Source organism: Alteromonas sp. 5NS40-0096 (genome assembly GCF_057544385.1).
Window position 1 is genome coordinate 333,127 of record NZ_BAAJLQ010000002.1, and the last position, 25,706, is coordinate 358,832.

At 45.8% G+C, this 25,706-nt stretch carries 22 protein-coding genes; 15 read left to right on the forward strand and 7 right to left on the reverse strand.

All coding sequences use genetic code 11. The annotated features are described in order from the left end of the window. Positions 1–76: 76 nt before the first annotated feature. From AC27G9_RS07395 to AC27G9_RS07410, 4 genes are all read left to right on the forward strand, one after another. Positions 77–2,536, forward strand: coding sequence for a TonB-dependent receptor (locus AC27G9_RS07395; RefSeq protein ID WP_487072624.1), 2,460 nt, complete (start codon positions 77–79; stop codon positions 2,534–2,536). A 99-nt stretch (positions 2,537–2,635) separates the two neighbouring features. After that, positions 2,636–4,207 (forward strand): sodium:solute symporter family protein, encoded by a 1,572-nt coding sequence (locus AC27G9_RS07400; protein WP_487072626.1) that lies wholly within the window; start codon positions 2,636–2,638, stop codon positions 4,205–4,207. Between the two features lie 44 nt (positions 4,208–4,251). Beyond that, complete coding sequence (locus tag AC27G9_RS07405; protein WP_487072628.1) at positions 4,252–5,535, forward strand: MGH1-like glycoside hydrolase domain-containing protein; 1,284 nt, start codon at positions 4,252–4,254, stop codon at positions 5,533–5,535. Positions 5,536–5,545: 10 nt separating this feature from the next. Beyond that, positions 5,546–5,914: a phosphomannose isomerase type II C-terminal cupin domain gene (locus AC27G9_RS07410; RefSeq protein ID WP_487072630.1), complete on the forward strand. Its 369-nt coding sequence runs from the start codon at positions 5,546–5,548 to the stop codon at positions 5,912–5,914. Here AC27G9_RS07410 and AC27G9_RS07415 read toward each other — a convergent pair. After that, the gene (locus tag AC27G9_RS07415; protein WP_487072632.1) at positions 5,911–6,816 is read right to left on the reverse strand and encodes a LysR family transcriptional regulator; all 906 of its coding nucleotides are present in this window, start codon (positions 6,814–6,816) and stop codon (positions 5,911–5,913) included. The genes AC27G9_RS07410 and AC27G9_RS07415 overlap by 4 nt on opposite strands. An 84-nt stretch (positions 6,817–6,900) precedes the next feature. Between AC27G9_RS07415 and AC27G9_RS07420 the strand changes: the two genes are divergently transcribed. Genes AC27G9_RS07420 through AC27G9_RS07435 form a run of 4 tightly spaced genes read left to right on the forward strand, consistent with a single transcriptional unit; the run spans position 6,901 to position 10,539 of the window. Then, a complete protein-coding gene (locus AC27G9_RS07420) occupies positions 6,901–7,704 on the forward strand; it encodes a class II aldolase/adducin family protein (RefSeq protein WP_487072634.1) in 804 nt (267 codons plus the stop codon). Positions 7,705–7,736: 32 nt separating this feature from the next. Further along, positions 7,737–8,603, forward strand: coding sequence for a bile acid:sodium symporter family protein (locus tag AC27G9_RS07425; RefSeq protein WP_487072636.1), 867 nt, complete (start codon positions 7,737–7,739; stop codon positions 8,601–8,603). A 24-nt stretch (positions 8,604–8,627) separates the two neighbouring features. Beyond that, positions 8,628–9,464: an SDR family oxidoreductase gene (locus AC27G9_RS07430; protein WP_487073647.1), complete on the forward strand. Its 837-nt coding sequence runs from the start codon at positions 8,628–8,630 to the stop codon at positions 9,462–9,464. Between the two features lie 10 nt (positions 9,465–9,474). Then, positions 9,475–10,539, forward strand: a complete 1,065-nt coding sequence (locus tag AC27G9_RS07435) for a phosphotransferase family protein (protein ID WP_487072638.1) — start codon at positions 9,475–9,477, stop codon at positions 10,537–10,539. Between the two features lie 28 nt (positions 10,540–10,567). On the opposite strand, the gene AC27G9_RS07440 is transcribed toward AC27G9_RS07435, so the two are convergent. Next, positions 10,568–11,785, reverse strand: coding sequence for a diguanylate cyclase (locus tag AC27G9_RS07440; RefSeq protein ID WP_487072640.1), 1,218 nt, complete (start codon positions 11,783–11,785; stop codon positions 10,568–10,570). Positions 11,786–11,981: 196 nt separating this feature from the next. Between AC27G9_RS07440 and AC27G9_RS07445 the strand changes: the two genes are divergently transcribed. The 3 genes from AC27G9_RS07445 (at position 11,982) to AC27G9_RS07455 (ending at position 15,523) form a co-directional block, all read left to right on the forward strand. Continuing rightward, positions 11,982–12,371 (forward strand): hypothetical protein, encoded by a 390-nt coding sequence (locus tag AC27G9_RS07445; RefSeq protein WP_487072642.1) that lies wholly within the window; start codon positions 11,982–11,984, stop codon positions 12,369–12,371. A 129-nt stretch (positions 12,372–12,500) separates the two neighbouring features. Beyond that, a complete protein-coding gene (locus AC27G9_RS07450; protein WP_487072644.1) occupies positions 12,501–13,427 on the forward strand; it encodes an ABC transporter substrate-binding protein in 927 nt (308 codons plus the stop codon). Next, positions 13,421–15,523 carry an ATP-binding protein gene (locus AC27G9_RS07455; RefSeq protein ID WP_487072646.1) on the forward strand — a complete coding sequence of 701 codons (2,103 nt, stop codon included), beginning with the start codon at positions 13,421–13,423 and terminating at the stop codon, positions 15,521–15,523. Before AC27G9_RS07450 ends, AC27G9_RS07455 begins: the two co-directional genes overlap by 7 nt. A 5-nt stretch (positions 15,524–15,528) precedes the next feature. Here the strand turns inward: AC27G9_RS07455 and AC27G9_RS07460 are convergent, their stop codons facing one another. The 5 genes from AC27G9_RS07460 to AC27G9_RS07480 all read right to left on the reverse strand — a co-directional run bounded on the left by AC27G9_RS07460 (position 15,529) and on the right by AC27G9_RS07480 (position 22,057). Then, positions 15,529–16,719 (reverse strand): MFS transporter, encoded by a 1,191-nt coding sequence (locus AC27G9_RS07460; protein ID WP_487072648.1) that lies wholly within the window; start codon positions 16,717–16,719, stop codon positions 15,529–15,531. Between the two features lie 16 nt (positions 16,720–16,735). After that, entirely contained in the window at positions 16,736–17,983 is a 1,248-nt protein-coding gene (locus AC27G9_RS07465) for a glutamate-5-semialdehyde dehydrogenase (RefSeq protein WP_487072650.1), read from the reverse strand. Between the two features lie 3 nt (positions 17,984–17,986). Further along, positions 17,987–19,084 carry a glutamate 5-kinase gene (proB, locus tag AC27G9_RS07470; protein WP_487072652.1) on the reverse strand — a complete coding sequence of 366 codons (1,098 nt, stop codon included), beginning with the start codon at positions 19,082–19,084 and terminating at the stop codon, positions 17,987–17,989. Between the two features lie 9 nt (positions 19,085–19,093). Further along, positions 19,094–20,581 (reverse strand): sodium/proline symporter PutP, encoded by a 1,488-nt coding sequence (gene putP, locus AC27G9_RS07475; RefSeq protein ID WP_487072654.1) that lies wholly within the window; start codon positions 20,579–20,581, stop codon positions 19,094–19,096. Positions 20,582–20,860: 279 nt separating this feature from the next. Next, the gene (locus tag AC27G9_RS07480) at positions 20,861–22,057 is read right to left on the reverse strand and encodes a GAK system CofD-like protein (protein WP_487072656.1); all 1,197 of its coding nucleotides are present in this window, start codon (positions 22,055–22,057) and stop codon (positions 20,861–20,863) included. Between the two features lie 255 nt (positions 22,058–22,312). Here AC27G9_RS07480 and AC27G9_RS07485 point away from each other — a divergent pair, with 255 nt between their 5' ends. The 4 genes from AC27G9_RS07485 to AC27G9_RS07500 are packed head-to-tail and all read left to right on the forward strand — an operon-like array spanning position 22,313 to position 25,701. Next, positions 22,313–23,233, forward strand: a complete 921-nt coding sequence (locus AC27G9_RS07485) for an ABC transporter ATP-binding protein (RefSeq protein WP_487072658.1) — start codon at positions 22,313–22,315, stop codon at positions 23,231–23,233. After that, the gene (locus AC27G9_RS07490) at positions 23,230–23,994 is read left to right on the forward strand and encodes an ABC transporter permease (protein ID WP_487072660.1); all 765 of its coding nucleotides are present in this window, start codon (positions 23,230–23,232) and stop codon (positions 23,992–23,994) included. Before AC27G9_RS07485 ends, AC27G9_RS07490 begins: the two co-directional genes overlap by 4 nt. A gap of 7 nt (positions 23,995–24,001) precedes the next feature. Next, complete coding sequence (locus AC27G9_RS07495) at positions 24,002–25,096, forward strand: sensor histidine kinase (RefSeq protein ID WP_487072662.1); 1,095 nt, start codon at positions 24,002–24,004, stop codon at positions 25,094–25,096. After that, positions 25,093–25,701 carry a response regulator transcription factor gene (locus AC27G9_RS07500; protein ID WP_487072664.1) on the forward strand — a complete coding sequence of 203 codons (609 nt, stop codon included), beginning with the start codon at positions 25,093–25,095 and terminating at the stop codon, positions 25,699–25,701. The genes AC27G9_RS07495 and AC27G9_RS07500 overlap by 4 nt, the downstream gene beginning before the upstream one ends. Positions 25,702–25,706 lie beyond the last annotated feature (5 nt).

Consider the following 25,706-nt stretch of genomic DNA (forward strand, 5'->3'; position numbering starts at 1 on the left):
CTACACGCCTGGATTGAAAAGCTTGAGATGGTTGTTTATCTCCACTAAAACAAAGACAAAGCAGAAGAGACGTAGAATGAAGATACATAAATTAAGCGTTGCCATAGCCGTTGCATTGACCTGTAGCTCTCCTTTGATGGCTCAAGAAACGCAAAATGAAGAAAAAGATTACGAACAAATTATTGTGACAGGTACGAGCGTTGCTCGTGCCGAAGCGGACACGCCAGCCAAGACCACCTTAATCGATGAAGAGGCGATCGCCAGACGCGGTTTTTCGAGCCAAGCTAACATCCTTTTGACCGTGCCAGGGATAAAAGTGGAAGGTGGCGGCGGTGAAGTTGCGACGAACGCCTTTGTTCGCGGCCTGCCATCGGGTGGTCAGTTTCAGTTTACACCGCTGAATTACGACGGGATGCCTGCTTTTCAGTCTGGCATGACGTCTTCCGCTCAAGACGTTTACTACCGTCCTGATATTGGTATCGAGAGAGTGGAATTTGTTGGCGGCGGTGCGTCCAACTTGTTCGGTCCAGGGTCTGTAGCGGGGATCATCAACTACATCTCAAAAACAGGTTCAGACGACGCCGAGAGTACGGTGCAATTAGAGGTTGCTGAGGAAGGCCGAGTCAGAACAGATTTCTTCACCAGTGGTCCTTTGTCGAGTGATGATCAACTCTACTACGCCTTTTCTGGTTACTACCGTCACGATGAAGGCCCTCTTGACACGGGACTACCGACAAAAGGTTACCAATTACGGGGCAATATCAAGAAAGAATTTGATGACGGCCATATCACGGTTTACGGGCAGTTAATCGATGACCAAGTCCAATTCTTCTTGCCACTTCCTCTAGATGGGGGCTCAAGAGAAAGATTAACCGGTAACAACGGTGACACTGTATTTGTTGCACAATCTGTAGCGGCCGCGGATATTCGCTATCAAACGCCTAGAGGCGAGTATGAATCACCGATTCGCGATGGTGTTTCAACCGATGGTGGGTCACTCGCTGTCGAATTCTTAAAAGAGTTAAATGATCAATGGACAATTAGCGGTAAGCTAAAAGGCGCTGACTACGACCACCAGTTCAACCTTTTCTTGGATGGTGATGGTATTGCCAACTCGCCAGAACCCCTCGATGGTTATGCGAGTAATCCTGCTCGTGGTATCGATGGGCAAACATTAGTTGAATTGTATGGGACACCATCTTATACCTTCACTGAAACCGGCCAAGCCGTGCCAGACAATTACTTATTGTTTGGTAACCGCTTATTGGATCGTCAACGCAATGGTAGTTTCTTCAGCTCGGAATTCAACATAACCGGTACGTTCGATGATGTTGGTGGGTTCGACCATACCGTGAATATCGGTACTTTCGTCATGCGAGCTTCGCAGCAAGATTTCAATATCATCAGCTCTTACCTTGCAGATTTCAGCGATGGTGGTAGTGCCCGTTTGGTCGACCTTTCATTTACGGATACTGACGGCAATGTGGTTCAGTACTCAAGAAATGGTATTACTGGCCCAGGCGTGTCTTATACAAACCGGGATTTAGAATCGAATCGCACGGCATTTTACATCACTGATCAACTTGAGAACGATAGATGGGCGATCGATTTGGGTATGCGGGTTGAACGTGCTGATGGCAGTATTAAATCTGAGGGGAACGAGTGGGTTATCGTAGATAATGACGCCGGCCTCGCGCCCAACCTACAGCGTAATCGCACTGGTAACGGTCGATTCACCTATGGTGAAGTGGCAACTACTGAAGTCGCCTTCTCAGGTGCATTGCTTTACAAAATGGACGAGCATGACTTAAACCTCTACGCCAATGCGTCATCTGGCTACTTCTTCCCACAAATCCGAAGTGTTCGGTTTAACGCCAATGGCGAGCCTCAAAGTTACGAGGGCGAAGACGTGCGTTTGGCTGCGATTGGTTTGAAGTACTTCCCCAAAGATCTGTATATCGATGCTTCACTTTTTACCGCTCAATTGAAAAATCGACGCTCGGTTGACTTCGTGAATAATGGCAGTGGCGATATTGTTGAAGAAGTTATTCTGCAGTCGACAGAAACTTTTGGTGCGGAAGTGATTGGCCGCTGGCGTGTCAGTGACGTATTCACTATTGACGGTAACATTACCTATCAAGACGCCGAGTTCACAGAAAACGGTAACGCTGCTGCTGTGGGCAGAACTCCTCGCCGTCAGCCAGATTTGACTGGTAACCTGGCCGTTACCTATGACGATGGTTTTTGGGATGCTCGTGTTGGTGTGAGCTACTTTGGTGACGCCTATGCCAATGACACCAATACCGTCGAACTTGACAGTCACAACATCACAACGCTTGACGCGGGATATACTTGGGAATTTGCCAATTCACAGTCATTGCGCGTAGGTGTTGGTGTGTGGAACCTGTTTGATAGTGACGGTGTAACTGAAGGGTCTCCGCGCCAAGGTAATGCACAGGTTGCTGGTGGTGAGTTCTTCGTGGGTCGACCCATCCTACCGCGTCGTATCAGCATTACTGCTCGTTACGACTTCTAAAACAGTCGGTTTGGCAATACCTCTTTTGTGTGTGGGAGGTATTGCCTTTTTGTTTGTTGTAAGACACCCTCATTAAGCAGCATAAGGGAATCACTATCTATGAATTTACTCGACTACATCATAGTCATCGCCTATTTGGCTGGCCTGTTGTGCATGGGCTTTTTTCTCAAGAACCAGTCAGATAAACAAGACTATTTCCTCGGTGGTCGAAGCTTGGGTTGGAAGCCACTATCCCTGTCTATCATGGCAACCCAATTGTCAGCTATCAGTTTTGTTTCCGCTCCAGCTTTCGTTGGTCTCAGAGAAAATGGCGGCCTGAAGTGGTTATCGTATGAACTAGCGGTACCGATCGCTATGTTGTTTCTATTGTGGGCGGTGTTACCGGTGCTTTATCGCTCGGGCGTTGTCAGTGTTTATGATTATCTCGAACGTCGATTTGATCGATCTTCTCGTTTATTACTCAGCGTGGTGTTTCAAGTTAGCCGTTCATTTGCCACGGGTATAATGATTTACGCAGTGTCGATTATATTACAAGGCACCATCGGCCTCGCTTTTTGGCAGAGTATTTTAGTTATCGGCGTCATTACCGTTGTGTATTCGCTGCAAGGTGGTATGAAAGCCGTTGTGTATGGCGATGCCATTCAGCTCGTTATCATAGTCGCAGGCACTGCCTTATGTCTTGGTTTCGGCCTATATCACATTGGCGGTTGGGATAGTTTCCAGCAAGCCGTCGATCCCAATCGACTCAGTGCAATTGATTTTTCCTCTACTGGCTTTGACGGGCAAGGCTTTGGCTTCTTACCCATGGTATTTGGCGGCTTAGTACTCTACGCTTCTTATTACGGCTGTGACCAATCTGAAGCACAGCGGTCGTTGTCTGCACGCAGTCAAAGTGATTTGAAAAAAATGATTGTGACAGCGAGTTTGTTGCGATTCCCGATAACGTTACTCTATTGCTCAGCCGGTTTGGTAATAGGTACGTTCGCGTTACAAACCCCCGATTTTCTAACCCAAATTCCGTCTGACCATCCCGATTGGATGATGCCTATATTTATTGTTAACTATATGCCAAATGGCATTATCGGTATATTGTTGGTCGCGATTCTCGCTGCGGCTATGTCATCGCTGAGTTCGGCTATTAATAGCCTATCAGCCGTATCTGTTGAAGATTACTGCCGGCTGACTGGTAAATCACTCACTAATGAACAGTACTTAAAATACGCCCGCTATGCTGGAGTATTCTGGGGCGCAGTGACAATTGCCACGTCTGCTTTCGCCGGAGGCATTGCTCCGACTGTCATCGAAGCTATCAACAAGGTGGGATCATTGTTTTATGGGCCTATTCTCGCCTGCTTCTTCTTGGGGATTATGGACAAGCGAGTGGCAGCAATTCACGTCAATATTGGTCTTCTCAGTGGTGTGTTGGTCAACATGTGTTTGTGGTTGTTCGACGTCAATATCTTCTGGTTCTGGTGGAACTTGATTGGATTTGCCGTAGCTGTAGCGACAACGTATTGCTCGATGTTTGTTTTCAAACGCGAGGTAAAAGTTGCCGAGCAACTCACCGACAACGGTGGAGAGAGCGTTTTGACCAAAGGGACAGTCGCGTTATTACTCGGCTGGTTCGCCGTCATCCTTTGCATCGGTCTACTCATTCCAACACTGTTTTGAATTAACTTTTCTCAGCCACTTTTAAACGCATAGAGACGTTGAACATGAAAACTGATTTTTATTCAGAAGCTAAATCGATCCTATTAAACAATGATCGGGGCGGTTATACCGTCCCCACCGAGGGTTTGTATCCCTTCCAGTGGAACTGGGATTCCGCCTTCGTCGCGCTCGGGTTTGCGCAATTTGATCGCCCACGAGCATGGCAAGAGTTGCACTCACTATTTAGTGCCCAGTGGGAAAATGGGATGCAACCCCATATTGTGTTTCATCAGGAAGACGATGACTATTTCCCTGGTCCTTCAGTGTGGCAAACCAATCAACCGGGAGTAGCGACATCAGGTATTACGCAGCCACCCGTTGCGGCATCTATAGTGCGCTTGTTATGGGAACAAGATAAGGCAAGTGCTATGGCGCACATTGAGCGCTTGTACCCGAAATTAATGGCTTGGCATACATGGTTTGCTAACTATCGCGACCCATTAAAAAACGGATTGGTATTGGTTACTCATCCTTGGGAAACCGGCCGAGACAACTCACCGGAATGGGATAGCCCCATGTCAGCGGTTGACACCTCCGCAGTGGGTGAATATGCCAGACGCGATTTGAATCAAGTTGACCAATCCATGCGGCCAACAACCGAACAGTATGACCAATATTTAGCGATGGTTTTTTATGGGCGAGAGCACAACTGGGATCCGGAAGTGACGGCTAAAAATGGACCATTCCAGATGCTCGATGTTGGTATGAGTATGATACTGCTGCGAGCAAACCGAGATTTATTGGTTCTGGCGGAGGCACTGGGAAAAAGTGATGACGTTTTGCTAATCAAACAGCGAATCGAATTGGCTGAAAATGGGTTAGGGTATCTGTGGAATGACGACGTTGGTGCGTATTGCTCTTATGACCTCATCCAGCAGCAATCCTCTCATTGCATTACCAATGCCTCTTTCCTCGCTTTTTACGCTGGCGTGGGCAGCCCTGCTCAGAAGCAAACGTTGCTAAACCGACTGCAAGAGATTCGAGACCAAGTCGCCTATCTAGTGCCGAGCATTACACCAGAGCACCCCGCTTATAACCCCATATTGTATTGGCGGGGGCCGATTTGGAGCGTAGTGAATTTTATGATTGGTCAAGGATTGATGGAACAGGGATATACCGAACTCTCCGACCAAGTCTGGCTCGATACGCTCGCGGTAAGCGAAGCCGGGAATTTTTATGAATCCTTTTCACCTGCGACGGGGAAGGGAACCGGAGGCAAACAATTCTCGTGGTCTGCGGCAATTTGGTTACATTTGAACGCGTGGAACAACACTCGTGACGGCCAATAGGTGAGACGCTGTGGATGTCAAAAACGGTTATACGGTTGGATGTACTGAGTCTCGGCCATGGGGGCACTGGCGGGTATTGTCGGCACAGGCTGGATTTACGTGTAAGGAAATTGTTATCCATCCTGGAGAATCACTCTCACTGCAGCGCCACAATTATCGACGTGAGCGCTGGACAATACTTTCAGGTGAAGCGCAAATTACGCTGCGAGATGAGGTGAGTGTGTGTAAGACAGGCGACCTCATTGCTATCGACGCGGGAGAGGTTCACTGTGCAAAAAATATCGGCAATTGCCCATTGATCATTCTGGAAGCCCAACTTGGCAATTACCTTGATGAAAGTGATATTGAGAGGTTGAGCGATCCTTATCATCGCACTTAAAGTCGGCCATTGGCAATGGCTAGCAATTTGTTTCGCATCCATTGATTGATTGGATCGGCATTAGATTTTTTATGCCAAAACATATGGATAGGCATGTCGGGGACGTCAAAGGGTACCTGCGTCACTTCGACTGCATGACTTTCTGTAATGGCTTCGACATAGGCGTTTGGCATCGTTAATAACATGTCGGATTGGGCCGCAACACTGGCTGCGGCATTGTAATGCTCACAGCGCAATATGACATTGCGCGTGACGCCGTGCTTTGCCAATGCCATATCGATTATATCGACTTCCGAACCTTTCAAAAAGACAATGCCATGGGGATACTTCACGTATTGCGCTAGTGTCGTGTTGTCCAAAATCGGATGGCCTTGTCGACACACCAATGAAAAATGCTCGTTGCGAATAAACTGGCTGCACATTTTCTCGCCAAGTGGCATTAACACATCAATAATAATATCCAGAGACTCATCCTCTAACAGTCGCTCAGCTTGGTTGCGTCTAATTTGCTGGCTCTGAATAGTAATGCGAGGCGTGTTGACAGATAAATCTTGGACGAGCGGAGGTAAAAACCAACTTTCTAAGATGTCTCGCATGCCTAATTTCATTTGTCGTTCGTGTTGCTGAATATCGAATTGAGTATGAGGGGACAGTGTCGATTCCAAAGCCAAAATACTGTGTTCAATTTGCGGCATGATAGTTTGGCATAGAGCTGAAGGAACGATATTGCGCCCGTGCCTGATAAACAAAGGGTCGTCAAACTTCTCTCGAAGCTTCGCCAATGCGTGACTCACTGCGGGTTGTGTTATGTGCAATTGACGCGCGGCTCCCGTAATAGAACCCTGCTGATACACGGTACGCAACACCACAAACAGGTTAAGATCAATCTTTGTATGAATCATATTTATGGATTGAGATAATTTTGCATCATTTGAATTTATGTAAACAAGTTGTAGGCTAAATGTCAAAGACTTGAGGATGCGATCATGAATATGAATGACGATGCAGTAAAGAATGCGGTTCGTGGTGGTGATAAGTTTGGTATGCCTTCACCGCCTCAGTTTGATGACAAAAAGCAACAACAGACCTTTGATAAACAGCGTTTAGCTGCGGCTTTTCGGGTTTTCTCGATGAATGGTTTTGACGAGGGACTGGCGGGCCACATAACGGTGCGAGATTGTATCGATCCCGACACGTTTTGGGTGAATCCGTTGGCGGTACATTTTGGTCAGATAAAAGCATCCGATTTAGTTCGCGTGGATCATCACGGCAATATCGTTGAAGGCAATTCGGCCATCAATAATGCCGCATTCGCGATTCATTCTCGTATTCATATGGCTCGCCCGGATGTCAACGCGGTGGCTCATGCTCATACCACATATGGAAGAGCTTTCGCATCACTGGGCCAAACTCTGAGGCCCATTTCACAAGACGCTTGCATGTTCTATCAAAATCACGCACTACTTGGACAATTTACCGGCGTCGTCGCGGAAGCCGACGAAGGCGACATGATTGCTGCTGCGCTGGATAGTAATATTGCTGTTATCTTGCAGAATCATGGTCTATTGACCGTCGGTAAAACCGTCGATGCCGCCGCTGCTAATTTTGTCTTGATGGATAGTTGTTGTCACAGCCAACTGTTGGCTCAAGCAGCAGGTCAAGTGATTGAAATTGATCATCAAACCGCATTGAAGACTAGGCAGGTTAATGCGTCAGACCTTGTTACATGGGGTAATTTCCAACCCATGTACCAAAAAGTGGCAGCACTAGACGACAGCTTTCTTGGTTAAATTGAGCCCTGAACAGGCATAAGCAGTACCAAATGACAGAATCGATTCTCACCCAAGTGCTGTTGCCCGCGGCAATAGCACTCATCATGTTAGGAATGGGCTTAAGTTTAACCGTCTCTGACTTTACTCGACTATTGCGTTCTCCTAGACCTGTTGTCACTGGGCTAGTGGGGCAACTCGCGCTCTTGCCAATTATCGCTATCGGCTTGGCATACAGTTTTGGTTTATCTGCAGAATTCGCTATGGGCTTGTTCATTGTCGCCGTATGTCCTGGGGGCACTATGTCTAATGTTATCAGCCAATTGTGTCGAGCGAACATTGCCTTATCTGTTACCTTAACTGCCATATGCACCATCATCGGCATCGCTTCTACTCCACTGCTCATTCAACTGGGGTACGACCATTTTTTATCCGGGTCCGCAGTGCAATTTTCGTTGCTTAGTGCGTCGCTTGGACTGTTGGTTCTGACGTTAGTACCGATTACTTTGGGTATGCTCATCAACCGATATAAACCTGCATGGGCGACGTTTGCTGAACCCTTTTTCCGAAAAGGTTCCGCTGGATTTATGGTTATCATGATCATTGCTATCATGATTCAAGAGCGCGAGAACTTAGTAGATAGCTTTTCACAACTCTTTTTCGTGTGCTTGTGTTTGAATTTACTCACGATTTTCGCAGGCTTGGGACTGGCTAAATGGCAAAAGTTAACGCCGCGAGATGCGATAACATTGGGGATTGAAATCGGTATTCAAAACGCCACGTTAGCGATTTTGATTGCCCTAACCTTTTTGTCGCAATCAGCGTTGGCACTGCCCGCTGGCGTATATGGCTTAACCATGTACATCGGCGCGGGTGTACTGATTTATCTTAGCCGTAAGCTTGGCACTCACAAAGCGTAGATGCTTTAAGGATTGATGTTGCAAATAACCAAAAGACTTTTAATTACAGGTGGGGCGACAGGCTTAGGCAAAGCACTTGCAATGTGCTGGGCGCAACATGCGCAACAACAAGCCATTGACTTGAAAATTTGCATTGCTGACATTAATGAAGAGCGAGGGAAAGAAACCGAAGCCCAACTCAATCAATTGGGTGTTGCCGCATTTTACCAGCATTGCGATATTACCCAGCTCAGTGATATTCATGCGTTGCAAACGGCTATTAAAGATCGATGGCAAGGGGTTGATATTGTCATCAATAACGCCGGTGTCGCAACAGGAGGCTCGTTGACGAGTGAGCCATTGAGCCAATGGAAATGGGTTTTTGATATCAACTTGTTTGGCATGGTGCAAATGTGCCAAGTGTTTGTCGAAGATTTTCGCGCACAAGGTTCAGGTCATTTTATTAATATTGCCTCTCAAGCTGGGATCACGCCTATTCCCCTTATGTCGAGTTACAATGCGGTGAAATCGGCGGTGGTAGCTTTTTCAGAAACTCTGAGGTTGGAATTGGCGATGGACAATATTGACGTTAGCGTCGTGTGTCCGAGCTTTTTTAAAACCCATTTAGATGAGTCTTTGGAAAACAGTGACCCCATGGCGAAAGAAATGGTGCGGTACTTTTTCTCGAAAGCACAGGTCACTGCACAAGACGTGGCTGAGTATATATATCAACATGCAAACAAGGGTCGCTTTATGATCGTGACGCATAAAGAGGGACGGCGAGCTTTCAACATGAAACGCTTTTTACCCAACAAATGGTATTTAAATCAGGTGGCAAAAGCGACGCGAAAGTTAGTGTTAAAAGCCCGTAAACAACAGTAGAGGATATCGTGTGAGCTCAGTTATCGATACTGCCAATCAAGTCAGGGCAGGAGAAGAATTAGATATCACCAGGGTCAATGGTTGGTTAAAAAATCATATTGAAGGCTTGGGTGAGGCTACGGGAGTAACACAGTACGCGGGGGGCGCTTCTAACTGGACCTATTGTCTGCATTATGACGATCGAGAACTTATTTTACGCCGTGCACCAGCGGGAACCAAAGCCAAAGGTGCTCATGATATGGGGAGAGAGTTTCGGTTGCAGTCTGCACTTAAACCTCATTTTCGCTATGTGCCAGAAATGCTTGCTTTTTGTGATGATGAGTCAGTGGTAGGTACTGATTTCTACGTGATGGAGAAGCTAACTGGTATTATTCCTCGAAAACATATGCCACGGGATTTGGTGCTAACCACTGAGCAAAATAGTGCTATGTGTACAAACGTATTTGACTGCTTGATTGACCTTCATCAAGTCGATTACAAAAGTGCCGGTCTCGACCATATTGCAAAAGGGGAAGGCTACACACAAAGGCAAATTTCAGGATGGACTCAGCGTTACCTTAATGCCAAAACGTGGAATGTTCCGTCTGGCAAATTTGTCATCGATTGGCTGGAAAAAAATGTTCCTGCTACAGAAAGTATTTGTTTAACCCATAACGACTTTAGGTTCGATAACGTAGTGCTGGCCGCCGATGACTATACTAAGGTTATTGGCGTATTGGATTGGGAGCTGGCAACCTTGGGCGATCCATTGATGGATCTGGGTAATACTTTGGCGTATTGGGTTGAAAAAGAGGATGATTTCTTAGCCCAATCGACGCGTCGCCAGCCAACCGATTTAGCTGGCATGATGACGCGTAGACAAGTCATTGATTATTATCGAGAGAAAACGAATAGCCAGTTCGATAGTTTTGCATTTTATGAGGTATACGGTTTATTCAGACTAGCCGGTATCGTCCAGCAAATTTACTACCGATATCACCATGGTCAAACCGATAACCCTGCGTTCAAACGGTTTTGGGTTATGGTGCATTATCTACTTTGGCGCTGTAAAAAAGCGATTAAAAAAGGCGCTTAGGGCGCCTTTTTAACGTTGATATACCAACCTAGCCTTCGTGAGGGTGGCTCTCCACGACTCTGTTACGACCACCTTGTTTTGCATCATACAAGGCGTTATCCGCTTGCTTGAGCATAGATTCAAGGGAATTGTTTTTCTTCGACATTTGAGAAACGCCAGCGCTTATGGTGATATCCATCATGTGAGAGCCTGAAACAAATGGCTTTTGACAAATTTTCTGTCGCAACTTTTCTGCGGCGTGGAGCGCACCTGCGCTTGTCGTGTTAGGTAACAAAATCGCAAACTCTTCACCGCCAAAGCGGGCGACGCAATCGCTCTCTCGACAATGGTGTTTAAGTTTAGATGCTACCCAAGTGATGACTTCATCTCCAACATCATGTCCAAAGGTGTCGTTGACGCGTTTAAAGTGGTCTATGTCGATAATGATCATGCTTAAGTGTTGGGTGTAACGCTTGCTATTGGCAATAAACATAGAGGCCAAGTTGTTAAAAGCCCTGCGGTTGTGCAGACCCGACAAGGCATCATAGTTCGCTTCATGTTGTAAGCGATTGGCGTAAGTGCTGATGCGTCTTACCATGGGGCGAAAAATAAAGATCGCTTCGGCTAAAATTGTGAGTACAACAATCACCAAGACGACTTGTTGCGCAGCTCTGAGTTCGTCAACCCGTTGCTGACTTTCCCTTTCGTATTGTTTTACCACGTCGTCAAACGCCGAGAGCATGGGCTGTTTGGCCATATCTAAAAAAACCATTTCTTCTACCGCATAAGCGGATGCAGGAACAAGGGTATTGTCCAACGCGTCTTTAATCGATGCTAGATAGTCCTCTAGCTTTTGGTCAACGTTGACAGGTTGGCCAAAATAGAGGGACTTCAATTCTGGGGATAAGGGGGATTTCTTGCCAGCTTCAATGGCGCGGTTGTGCTCACTTAATAAATATTCGTGGTTTTGTTTTAGCCGAAGTACTGTCGTATCGATGGCTTCTCTTGCCGCTTCGGAGCCCGTTACCAGATATTCCATAGCAAATAGGCCCGTGCGTTGAGACAGCATGCGTTGCTGGCCACTCACATTGATAAGTTCCCCGCTTTTCGCTTGTTCAGTAATGACTTTGTCTAGCATGAAATGGACGACAAGCGAAAGGGCAGCAATAATCGATAAAGACACTATGTATGTGAGTGTCATGTATCGACTCGGGTTTTTAATCTCTGCTAAGTTGGTATCAACTGCAGTTGGCATAACATTATCCATTTGGTTGCTTTTCCTATCGCGCCTGAAACTAGACATGGCTGAAGCCCATGTCGATGACAACATATGATTTCAGTGTGGCATCTTTTTTAGTTTTTATACAATTTTTATCCTATGGATCAGTTATTTTGCTTGGTTAGCGATCTTTTTTTCCGAACCTCCATATCAATCACTACTATTCAATCTAACGACAGCAACAATGAAACATTGGGTCGACGAACTAACCACCCTCGAATTACTCATGGCTAGAATCGCGTTAGATAAACCGCGTGCAACCGAAAATCTCGAACAAGACATTCTCGATTTGTACTTATTCCCCGAGCGGCTAACCGATAGCTATCCGGATGAGTGGCGGTCGTTTATCAAACGACATGTGAAACAATATGCGAGTGAAGAGCATAAACTGAACAGCGTAATGTCATTATTGCACCATCCCGAAATAGAAAACAAAATAGAGAGTATTAAGGAGAGGTTCGAACGATATCGGAAGATCATTTCAGAAGCTCAGGCTATCGTGAATTCAGACGCAGTCGCGACGATCGAAACACCGTTGCACAGGTGGTTATCAAAACTTATAGATCCTTTGTGAATGCCTACCGGATACCGCTATTGTAGGTTGGCGAAAAGGAGCCACAGGCAATCCAGTTCCAGCTGTTCGACAATTGGCCTAACCTCATCTAATGTAAACATTAATTGAAATGGTTTATGGGGGCAGTGAGTGAAACGGAAATTGACAGCAATACTGTTTGTTTTGCTTTTTCTACCCATACCCGGTTGTTTCTACGTTAAACCCTTAGAACCAGTAACAATGATTGTTGGCACTTGGTATGGTTTCTACCCGTTTTACTATGCGGTCGAAAAAGGTTTAGATACCAAACACGGGCTAAAGATTAAAATACTTGAACCTTCTAATATTTCTAATTTGCGGCGTAGTTACCTTCGAGAGCAAGTGGATTTTGCCGCAACATCCATGATTGAATTTACTAATGCCGTATATCTGAGTGGCGAGCGAATTCGTCCGGTAATTGTGACCGACTATTCCGCTGGTGGAGATGTGGTCGTTGCTAACAGGTCCATCTCCTCACAACGAGATCTTCTCGACAAAAGGGTGGCTGTTCCATCAAATGGGATTGGTGAATATGTATTGAGCCTACTGTTTGACAACACTCAGCCAGATACCTTGATCACGCAAATCCTAATTCCTGAAACCGATTGTGCGCAGGCATTTGGGCAAAATTTGATTGATGCTTGTGTGACTTATCCTCCGATATCGACTTACCTGCTTGAAAGCCCTTCGCTGCATACGGTCTATTCGTCAAGTCAGCATCCGGGGAGAATATTTGATCTGGTTTGGTCCAAGCCCGACGTATCAACACTCACGCGAGATAAGATGCGCACGATTTGGTTTGAAACTATCGCTGAAATTGAACGTAACCCCGACGCGTTTCATCAGTTTATCGCGACCATTGCCAGTGTCGAAAAAGTCACAGTAGAAGAAGCTATGAAAGGGATTTCACTCGTAAATGAATCAGAATTTAAAAGGTTAACGAGTAAAAGTGATCAACTTGAAGACGATCTGGTGACCGTATGCAAGGTCGCGGGAAATCGAGATTGCGAGCAGTTTGCTGAGGCGTTTTCATGGTAAGAATGAAAATGGGGCTAGTCGCTAAATTGTTGATTCCCCTTTGTGGTTTGTTCATCGCACTTACCTACGCCACCAGTATGTTGCTACTCAATTACTTTTCCGATGAGCAACTGGAACGAGCAAAGAACGTGGCGCTGAGCTCCGCTAACGAAGTCGCAATGATGTTCGATACCAGTGTGAATCCTGAATTGCTGAAACGCATGGTCACCATTATTGCGTTGAACGATCATGTCGAGCGGGTGTATATGGTTTCACCGACGAATGATGAGGTATTGGCATCCAGTCAATATCGTTATGCGTCGCATAAAATTAGCCAGTTTACGTCTCTACAGTCTCAAGCTTATAGCGAAGCCAAGCGGAAAGGGAATTGGCACTTTACGCCCGTCATTGATCAGCAATTTGTCTTGGCCTATCCCATCACTGCTATTGCTGAAAATCGCGTGAGTACGCTCACCTACATCATCGTGATCACAATGCACACGCAGTTGATGGATAACCAATATGCGGCTTACCGTACACAAATACTATTGGTGTCTTCAGGGTTTCTTCTTGTCCTGATTGCTCTTGTTTATGCCTTAATTCATTACTTTGTACGCTACCCCATTTCGGTATTTAGACAGACCTTTCAAGCCCAAACTAGCGAGGGGGCATTTCATTCGATTGAACTTCGCACCGGAGACGAGTTTGAGGGCATTGCCGATGCCTTTAATCGCATGCAAGCCGTTGAACAAAAGAGCTTGGAGGAAGCGCAAAAGGCAGCTGATGCGTCAAAAGCCCTAGCGGATAAAAAGTCTCAATTTTTAGCTAACATGAGCCACGAACTTCGCACACCCATTAATGGTATTTTAGGCATCGCGCAGTTGTGTCAAACCACGGATTCTCAAGCACAGGTTAAGCAGTATTTAGGGCAACTCGTGACGTCGTCACACCACTTACTGTCTGTGGTTAACGACATACTCGATTTCTCAAAGTTACAAGAAGGCCGATTTGCGCTGCATCAAGAGTCGATAAACGTCAGCAAACTGGTAATCGATATCGTTACGATTACCCGTATTTTGGCTGATAACAAAGGCTTAAGTTTTTCTTGTGAACTGAAACCCGATGTACCGTATGAAGTGAAAATTGATCAGCAACGTGTTACCCAGATTTTGCTGAATTTATTGAATAATGCGGTTAAATTCACCGAACACGGCGGCGTTTCAATAAGTATCGATTTTCGTTGGAAACGTCGGGCTTTCGGGTATCTCGATGTTGCTATCACAGACACGGGAATAGGGATGTCTGATGAGCAAATCAATCGCCTTTTTACTCCCTTTGAGCAAGCGGATACCAGTATTTCTCGGCATTTCGGAGGCACGGGACTAGGGCTCGCAATCTGTAAAGAGTTGTTGCGATTAATGGACGGCGAAATCGATGTAGAGTCAAGGCCATTTGAGGGAAGCGTTTTTTATGTTGCGATCCCGTGTGAAGCGTTATCTTTCGATGACGCGATATGTCGTGCAAAGGGAGTTGAACAGTCCCAGCTTTCATTGGCAAACAATCATTATGCGACACGGGAAGCCATGCTAGTTTCTAGGCTGCGAGACGGGGTTGAAGCGCTATCAGAGAAAGAGATTTTGATGCAAATTGACGCCCACAAAATCGAAGATGAGCTTGTTGATGAAGTCAATCTGATGGCGACTTTGTTTCACACGACTACGGGAGAGGATGCCTCGCCGCTCCCATCACCGACGACTCGGCCCTTAAAGATATTGTTAGCTGAGGACAATGCCATCAATGCCATGGTTGCCAAGACAATGCTTGAAAACTTGGGGCACAAAGTTATGCATGCTAAAAATGGCAGCGAGGCTGTGGCAGCTGTTGCGCGCACGGCATTTGATATTGTTTTTATGGACATTCAAATGCCGGTGATGGATGGCTATCAAGCAACAAGCCAGATCAGGCAAATCAGTCAATCCGTTATTGTCATTGGGTTGAGTGCGAACATTATGGAAGAAGACAAGAAGCGCGCATTCGAGTCTGGTATGAATGCGTATCTCGGCAAGCCAATTTTATTGGAAGATTTGGTTTCGACCCTTGAGAAACTTGCGGTGTAAAGCATTCACATTTTGCGGGCAGTCAGTTGGTAACTTTGAAAAATACCTATGACTGAGATACACGCTAATATCACGGGTAGATTGTCACCAATCGCACTGTATAACCAAGCGTACCCAATTCCTAGTACAAGTAACATCACACCAACAATAGTATTGCCGACAGCCACATAGTCAGCGCGGTTCTGGTCGTTTGTAATGTCTAGTAAGTAGGTTTTACGTGCTAGTCGAATACCGGTATGACTGACATTGAGAATCAGGAAAATGGCATAGCTAACCCAAAGGCTATACTCGGTCGATGGCACTAAAACGTAAAAGGCGATGGCGATTACACCGATCAGACTTGCTATGCGCAGAGTGTGTATCGCATTCCTGTCGGAATTATCTCCCCATATTTTTGCGGAGAATACCGAAGCTAATGCGGAAAGTATCAGGAAAAAGCCGATGGAATGAACAGAAGATGCGACTGTATCACTGACAATAAACGGTATGGCTAAAACACTGTGTACCACAAGGACACGACTAATAATGAGGTTTTTTAAAGTACGGTCGCGACGCACTTGTACAACACTCTGTCGCCACCCACGGCCTTTTGCTCCTTTTACATTCACGTGCACTGACCGGCTCGATAGCGTAACAACAATCGCGGCACCCACCAATATTGCACCGGCCCCAATGAGTGCGCCTAACGCGATTAAAGAAAGCTGATCGCCAATGGCGATTATTCCTATCGCGAACACGATAGTAATGAGGCCACTCATTACATCAGCATTACCTAGAATGTGCCCCCGTTCTCCTTTGTCGACCCAATGTGCTTGAATCTCTTTCATCGAAAGAGAGCAAAAAGCACGGCCTATACTGAGTAATGTTAATGCGATGAGGCAAAGGATTGCGAATAGGGCTGACGTTGTAGTAACCGATCCGATGGCGGTCGCAAAAATCGCCAGACATTGTGCAATCGCGCCCGCTTGCCATAACAAAAGTCGGTTGGGAAAGTGCACAAAGATAGATTGCCGTATAAACCACTGTGGGATCAGAGAGCCTGATTCCTTTATTGGCATTAGCAGAGGAAGCAACCAAGAAGGAGCCCCCACAGCTTGTATTACCCAAGGCAATGTTGTTTTTGGCGAGACTAGGAGCTCAGCGCTCTTAGTTAAGCCCAGAATCGATAATAACTTACCTTGGGTAGAGTTTGCCATAGTACCTCTTTTGGGGTTAAGCACGAATTTGGCCGTTGCCCGTGACTAGATATTTCTCTGTAGTTAACGCCTCTAAACCCATAGGACCATAGGCGTGAAGTTTAGTCGTGGCAATACCAATTTCAGCCCCAAGACCAAGTTGACTGCCATCGGAGAATCTCGATGACGCATTTACCATGACCACTGATGCATCGACTGCCCTTTGAAATAAGTGGGCTGTCATATCGTTTTGTGTACAAATTACTTCTGTATGATTACTCCCAAAAGTGGCAATGTGATCAAGTGCTTGGTTCATATTGTCGACGACGCGAATCGCTAACTCGAGAGCGAGATATTCTTGGCCGAAATCCAGTTCATTGATGAGCGAAGCCTCGGGAAAGTAATGTAATGCTTGTGCACAGGTATGGGTTTTTACATTGTGTTTGGCTAATGCTTTTGCCACCTGAGGTAAAAAGGTGGCGGCAATGTCTTTGTGAACCAGTAAGCCCTCTAAGGCGTTACAAACCCCGGTTCTTTGTGTTTTGCCGTTGAGGAGTAAGTCTAACGCTGTATCAAAATCCGCATCTTTATCGACATAAAGATGACACACGCCTTTAAAATGTTGAATCACAGGAATTTGACTGTGCTCAGTGACATATTGAATTAGCCCTTCGCCACCCCTTGGAATAATCACATCGATATCGTCTTTTAGCTGAAGAAGCTCGAGCATCAGTTGGCGGTCAGGGTTGGGCACAACTGTAATTAGCGCCTCGGGTAAATGATGCTGTCTGAGTACACTATGCAAAATAGCGGCAATCGCTTTACTACTATTTAACGCCTCTTTGCCACCGCGAAGTATGACGGCATTGCCTGATTTAAAGCACAAGGCACCTGCATCGGCTGTTACATTGGGACGAGCTTCATAAATCATTCCTACCACACCGAGAGGAACGCGCATCTTTTGTACCTTAATACCATTGGGCCGAATACTGACTTCTCGTGTCGAACCGACAGGATCGGTCAAGTTAGCAACCGTTCTCAAGCCATCAGCCATCTCTTTAATTCTTTGCTCATCAAGGGTTAACCTATCTATCATAGCTGGTGTTAACTGGTTTTTTAGCGCATTGTCGAGATCAAGCTGATTTGCAGTTAATATTGCTTGTTGATTGATAACCAAGGCACTCGCCATGTCATTTAACACTGCGTTTTTGATGGTTTCATCGATCGTTGAAAGTTGGCGAGCGGCACGGGCTGCGTTCCGAGCTAGGTTTTGCATTGATATCATGTTTTACTCCAATAAAGCGATGTGTTGTTCTGCAACGAGAGGTGCTTTTACTTGCTGTGCTGTCTCGTCAAAAGGGGTGACAGACTGCTCCGCGAGAAAACTCAGTAAGCAGCTACCATAGTTGGTTTGAGCTTTGGCGATTTTGCGACCATCTTGTGTTCGAATGAGAATGGTGTCACCCGGCGCAAACTCTCCTTCCACAGAGAGCACGCGTTCACTGGTGAGCTTTTCGATATCTGAATCACTTTTGGCGTTTACATTTTCTTCTAAAACAACCTCACCTTGGGCATACGAGGTATAGGTCATCCAGTGAATATGCTCTTCCATTGGGCTGTGTACACTGTGAAATTTTGTGCCGGGATTCTTGCCAAGTGATAGCGCGGTAAAGGTATCCGCACTAAAACCGTCGACAATAAAAGTTTCAATACCATGCGAGGTGGCTTTCTCTGCCGCTTGAATTTTAGTTTTCATACCGCCGGTACCGACGCCTTTTGAATCAGCGCCGCCAGCCATGTCGTAAACCGATTGGTCTATTATTTCTACGTCAGTTACAAGGGTTGCAGTAGAGCAAGTATTCGGATTGGCTGTGTACAGCCCCTGAATATCAGAGCACATGATGAGGATGTCAGACTCACTCGCTGCCGCAACCATGGCGGACAAGTTGTCATTGTCACCAACTTTAGCGTTCTCTGTCGCAACTGAGTCGTTTTCATTTACGATAGGAAGCACGTCGTTTTCGAGTAAACTGAATAGGGTTTCTCTAACACTTTCATAACGATTTCGGTCGCGTAAGTCGTCATGAGTCAACAATATTTGTGCTGTCGGACAGTCAAACAGTTTATCCCATACCGCCATCATTTGTGTTTGACCTGTTGCAGCCATTGCTCGCTTTACGGCTCTGGAGTCCTTTTGCGCGGGAAACTTGTGTGAGCCCGACGCCACAGAACCCGAGGAAACCAAAATCACCTCTATGCCGTTCGCACGACATTGCATAATAAAGTTTGCGATGTTTGATAGGTACAGGGTTTCGCAACCATTTTGGTTGGGGGCAATCAGCGCACTCCCGACCTTGATTACGATGCGTTTCCAGTTATGTGTCATTGGGAATACCTAGCTTGTTTGTTTTAAAAATTGAATGTGACTTTTTTCGAACGAATCTACAGCTTCGCTATTAGGCTTGCGTTCAAAAGCGCTTACCAGAACAATAGTTAAGCCACTCATTACAAAGCCCGGGATGATTTCATACATGGTGCTACTGAGTGTTTGACCATTTGATAGGACTGGCGCGTAGCGCCAAAAAAGTACCACTAGCGCGCCAGTAATAATGCCGCTAACCGCACCTCGCTCGGTTAAATTTTTATAGTACAGGCATGCGAGTAACAGCGGTCCGAAAGCAGCACCGAATCCCGCCCAGGCACTACTGACTAACTGCAGAACACTCGTATTGTTGCTAAGCGCAATTGCCATCGCACAGAGCGCTACAGTACATACGCCTAATCGGCTTAGTAGCACTACTCGGTTGCCAGTTTGGTGGCTATCAACCAATCCATAGATGTCTTCAACCAATGAGCTCGCTGATACCAATAGCTGAGATGAAATGGTGCTCATGATCGCTGCGAGAATGGCAGCCATTAAGAAGCCACTAATAACAGGATGGAAAAGAATATCTGCGAAAACCACAAAAATCGTTTCAGGGTCGCTGAGCTGCAGGCCATAGTGATTGACGTAAGCAACGCCTATCAGGCCAGTTCCAAGGGCACCAATAATCGTCACCGCCATCCAACTCATACCGATTCGTCTTGCCGTCTTAATGTCTTTAACCGACCGAATAGCCATGAAACGGACTACGATATGCGGTTGGCCGAAATAGCCTAGTCCCCAAGCGAAGCTCGAAAGCATCGCCACCGCGGTTATGTCTGTTAGTGCCGATGAAAAGGACGGTATGGATTGATACGCCGCCGTTATCATGGTTTGCCCTGATTGGAATTCTCCAAATGCAACAACAGGAACGAGAACAAGAGCTACGAACATAATACAGCCTTGTACAAAATCGGTGAGACTAACGGCAAGAAAGCCACCAAGAAGGGTATAGCCAACAACGACTAGCATGGTGATGACAACGCCGGATACGAAACTTGCGCCGAATGCAGTCTCAAACAATTTTCCTCCCGCAACCAGTCCTGATGCGGTATACAAAGTAAAAAAGATCACGATTACAACCGCAGACAAGATCCGCACAAATGCCCCTTCACTGCCTAGACGGTTTGAAAAGAATGTTGGTATGGTCAGGGAATCTTTGGTTTGCTCGGTAAAAACACGCAGCCTAGGCGCAACAAGCACGAAGTTACAAAATGCACCGACGAGCAAGCCAAGTGCTATCAAGCTACTTTCGAAGCCCATCACAAACATCGCGCCAGGCAATCCCATCAGCATCCAACCGCTCATATCCGAAGCACCTGCCGACAAGGCCGTGACTTGCGGGCTTACACAGCGCCCACCTAGTAAATATTCGGACTGATTCGACGTCGAGCGAAAGTAGGCAAACACGCCTATACCCAGCATTACCAAGAAATATATGAAAAGTGAAAAATAACTCATCTTTACCCATGGCTATGTAAAATAAATTTAAAACGAATTATTTTATCTCTAATAATTCGTATACTAATTATATTTTGGGCATAAATTGAACTTTAGATCAAGTTTTATTGATTTTTACAGGTTTTATTTTGGTTTTTAACTATTTTTGTTGATGGTTAATTTTGCGGGTATTTGTTGCTTTAAGTTATAGTAGAATGTAGTTGGGGCTGGGTAGAAGTCGTCTCGAATGACTGCTTCAGCACAGGTATTAACCCTGTTTCTGATTGGATATTAAGGGGATTAAACCAATGACATTAAGGTTTCGACAAGTTTATGGCTGTCGTAAATCGGGTCATACATTTGTTTGGTTAGACACGTCCGAATAATTTGAATACCCATGGATTCAAGTGCGGCTTCATCTATTTGCGCATTTTTAATGACGTCTTTGTCATCAATGAGGACAAAATTCAGCAATCTATCGGGCGCGACTGGGTGGTCAAATTGCCCTTGTAGCCTCGTGATTAGCGTGTCAATTTGGTCAGCCAATGACATGCCGTGTTGTTCGGGGTCATGGCCTCGATTTGGGATGTAAACTTTGGGCGCAGGATTATTAGCAATGGCTTCTGCCACACCATAAGGTAGGAGGTTTGCCGCTAAACTGGTGTAAAAGCTACCGGGGGGATAGCAAATTAACTCTGCTTCGCTTATCAACGTTTTGTTGTGAGGTTCTAAATTGCTTTTTACCGGGCTCAGACTGTCTAAGTCTTTGGTGAGTTTTAATTTTCGAATAGGACTTGAAATGGGTGGCCTTTCTTTCCCCGTGAGTTGGTGCTGCCCCAATACCTGCGTGCCATCGGCCAGTACTGCTGCTAAGTGATAATTGTCTTCGGTAATCGCCCTTACGATACCTTTGGCATTAATCAACTCTGAAAAAAGAAAGATACTTGGATCGAGCTGACGACCCTGATTCAAATAACCGCCGACTAACACAAGGTTACCAATACTGGCACCGCGTAAATCAAAGGTATCTGGCATGGCATCGACAAAGTACTGCAATTGGTTAACGATAATCGTTTGCATCGGGTTTGCGATGTCTTTGGTTAACTCGTCAGTACAACCAATCATCGATTGTAATCGTTGCAATAAATCGGCATTGGAAGCGGCTTTATTAAAGCGATACTCAAACAGCCGATTGATATCAGGATGTCCCAGTGCCGTTTCATCAGCGAGTGCCATTAGCCTACTTCGAATATCACCTACAGCGGGCATGTTAAAGTGTTCACGGATAACCGCACTGCTACCACCTGAATCAAATGGCGTGACAAGATGGATAGCGTTGTGAGTATAGTTTTTCAGCTTGCGTGCAACATCGTTCAGCGCACTGCCGCCACTGAAAAAAAGAATACGAGGCCCAAGTTCTGGGTTCTTGGCATATCGACTTACCCGAATGGCGTCAGGGATACTGACAGGGCGAGTGATTAAAATGTCTGGTTTCAATATGAATAAGACCTACATACGTTACACGGTCAATTACTCAGTACAAAAATGTTCCTGATAATTATTCGTCGACTTTCCTTGTCTTTCTATAAAGTACGCGCCAGTGGCGCAGTATGCAAGTATTGATGGTACTGGTTGAGTGAAATCCCATCAAACGAGTGTGACATTTGTCACATGAAACTCGTGACAATCCTTTCTACAGCCAACACTAAGAACTGGCCATACTGATGTCATCATCAATAAGGAGAGACGGAAATGACACTGTCTGGCAATGCAATTTCAATCGAGAACGTCAAAAAAGGATTTGGTCAAAAAACGGTACTTGATAGCGTATCGTTCAATGTGAAACCCGGCGAATTAGTTGCACTACTTGGCGAAAATGGAGCTGGAAAGACAACGTTGATGTCAATTGTTTTAGGCTTGATATCAGCTGATAACGGTCAAGTGAGTGTGTTTGGTCATTTGCCCGGTAGTGCCGCTGCCAAGCAAAAAATCGGAGTCATGCTGCAAGCCGCGTCGTTACCAGAGAAATTAAAGGTTATTGAACAAATTCGCTTGTTTGCGAGTTACTTTGAACATCCCGTGCAAATTGAGGAAGTCGTCAAACTAGCGAAGATAGAGTCAATACTTGACGACTTTATCAGCGTGTTATCCGGTGGGCAAAAACAGCGGTTATTATTCGCTCTAGCGCTGATAGGAACCCCTCAAGTTCTGGTGTTGGACGAACCGACGGTAGGATTGGATAGCGATTCTCGCCGAGTCTTTTGGGATTGTATTCAAGCGTTAAAAAACCAAGGCACCGCCATTGTACTCACTACTCATTATCTAGATGAAGCCGAAGCTTTGGCTGATAGAGTCGTATTGCTTCATGAAGGGCAGGTGGTACTCAACGACACTACCAGTGCGATTAAAGCCAGAATACAAGTACGAAAAATGCTGTTGCAATGCGATGCGTCTGTCGAACAATTACAAGCAATGTTTACTCGCGATGAGATTGCGATGCAAGCTGGCAAAATTGTGGTACACAGTCTGTCTCCCGAATCCTTCTTGCGAGGCTTAATAGAAGCCAATATCCACTTTAGCGATTTGGTTGTTACACCTATCTCTCTGGAGCAAGCCGTTAAAGTCATTTCTACGAATACGAAAATAGAATCAGCACAAGGAGAAGCAGCATGAGTTCGCTAATTATGTATACCAAAATTTTTGTCATGGAAGCCAAAACGGAAAACTTAAAAACTTGGAGAACACCCAGCTATGTGTTGCCGAGCTTGTTGTTTCCTCTGATGTTTTATTTATTCTTTGGAATCATATTTGGTCACCAAGGTATGGACGGAAAAATGTCAGCATATCTGCTGGGAACTTATGGCGTCTTCGGTGTTATGGGGCCAGCCCTTTTCTCATTTGGGGCTGACATTGCAGTAGAGAAAGACAAAGGGTTGTTACAAATGAAACAAGTTAGCCCTATGCCAGTGGTGCTGTACTTTCTTGCTAAAGCATTGACAGCAATGGGGTTTGCAAGTGTGATTACACTGAGCATTTTTGTGATGGGAGCCACATTGGGCGACGTTCAACTTGAGATTGCGCAGTGGTTATCGACGTGGTGCATCCTGTTGTTGGGTACGATTCCATTTTGTGCAATGGGGTTGTGTATCGGTCTGACAGCGAAAGCGCAAGCATCAGCAGCCCTGGTAAACGTGATTTATCTACCGATGGCTTTTCTATCCGGCTTGTGGATCCCGATTCAGACATTGCCGGATATCATGCATTCGGTTGCCAACTTTATGCCAGCCTATCACTTCGCGCAATTAGTTCTTAAAGTTCAAGGGTTTGATATGGGGCAGAGTGTATGGTTGCATATTGGGGTACTTGCTGCATACACTGTCTTATTTACTGCATTGGCATTGCGTTTATTCAAACGAAGCAATACAAGGAACTAGTTTGGTTATGAGTTTGAAGTCCACTTTGTTGCGATGGCATCGCAGGCTTCTACCAGAAGATATAGGGCAAGGTTATTTGCCCTATATCTGGTTGGTTTATTTAAGCTTTTTATTCTTTCCCTTTTTTATCGAAGCACAGCCAATTGAAAATTGGGTGGTAACTGTATCCAGCGCCGTGTTTTTCGTTGCCCTGTATTTTTGGGTGTATTGGCAAGATAGCAAAATGGGCTTGGTGGGGGTTCTCATCATGTGTGCATTGGGCAGTATTGTTGTCGATTATAGCCCAGGCTCCTCAGTCTTTTTTGTCTACGCAGGCGCATTTGCATTCAAGGCCGGGAGCCCAAAGAAATCTTTGGTCACTTTGGTACTCATCATCGCTTACATAGGCTTGTATTCGTACATTAGAGCGCTTCACCCTTTCTTTGCTTTTCCCGCTATGTTTTTTACCACCTTGATAGGCGGTATCAACATTTATCAAAGAGAGATGGAAAAGAAAAACAAGTTGCTGAAACTATCACAAGAAGAGTTATCGAGAGTCGCCGCTACGGCAGAAAGGGAGCGCATTGCGCGAGACCTACACGACTTGATCGGGCATACCTTGTCGATGATCACCATGAAAGCTCAGTTAGCCAATAAGCTCGCCGATAGAGACATAGAGGCTGCAAAACGCGAATTGGCAGACTTAGAGAAAATCAGTCGAGAGACCTTAAGTGACGTAAGGGATGCGGTGACAGGATTTAAATCTAGAGATTTTGACGCTGAACTAGCAAATGCTAAGGCGGTACTGCAGTCATCGGATATTCAGTTTGATGTGAAAGCGGGCGAATGCGAATTACCCCAGGCATTGAATTCAACGCTGGCATTGGCGCTGAGAGAGTTAGTTACCAATGTCGTGCGTCACAGCAACGCCAATCTGGTCAAACTTGCTTTGAGAAACAATGGCGATGTTGTGACATTTACCTTTTCTGATAACGGGCAGGTGAGTCAGACAACGTTAGGCAATGGGTTAATTGGGCTTCAAGAGAGAGTGGAGCAAGCTCGAGGACAATTTGAACTCGACACGTCCGCTGGTTTTACGATCGTGATAAGGATGCCATTATGAAAACACTCAGTATTGTGATTGCTGAAGACCAAAATATGCTACGAGGAGCGCTTTCAGCATTACTCGCATTGGAAGATGATTTTGAGGTGATCGCTCAGGCCCAAGATGGTGAAGAGGCCTTATCTCTTGTCTTAGAGACTCAACCCGATATCTTGCTTACAGATATTGAAATGCCCAAAATGTCCGGTATAGAGTTGGCAGAAACACTTCAAGACAAATCTCTTAAAACAAAAATCATTGTATTGACCACCTTTGCCAGAGCAGGCTACATGAAACGCGCGATGGAAGCGGGTGCTAAAGGGTATTTACTCAAAGATGCCCCGAGTGATGAGCTGGCGATGGCCATTCGACGCGTAGCCCAAGGCCGCAAAGTGGTTGACCCTGAGCTCGTAGTCGATGCGTTTGACCAAGTCGATCCGCTTACCGATAAAGAACGAAAAGTGTTAAAACTGGCTAGCGATGGTTTGAGTACCGAAAAAATCGCAGCGGCTATGTTTCTCTCAGCCGGCACAGTCCGCAATTATTTATCTAATGCATCGAGTAAACTCGGGGCGGAAAATCGAATTGAAGCGGCGCGAATCGCCCGCGCAAAAGGGTGGTTGTAGTACCA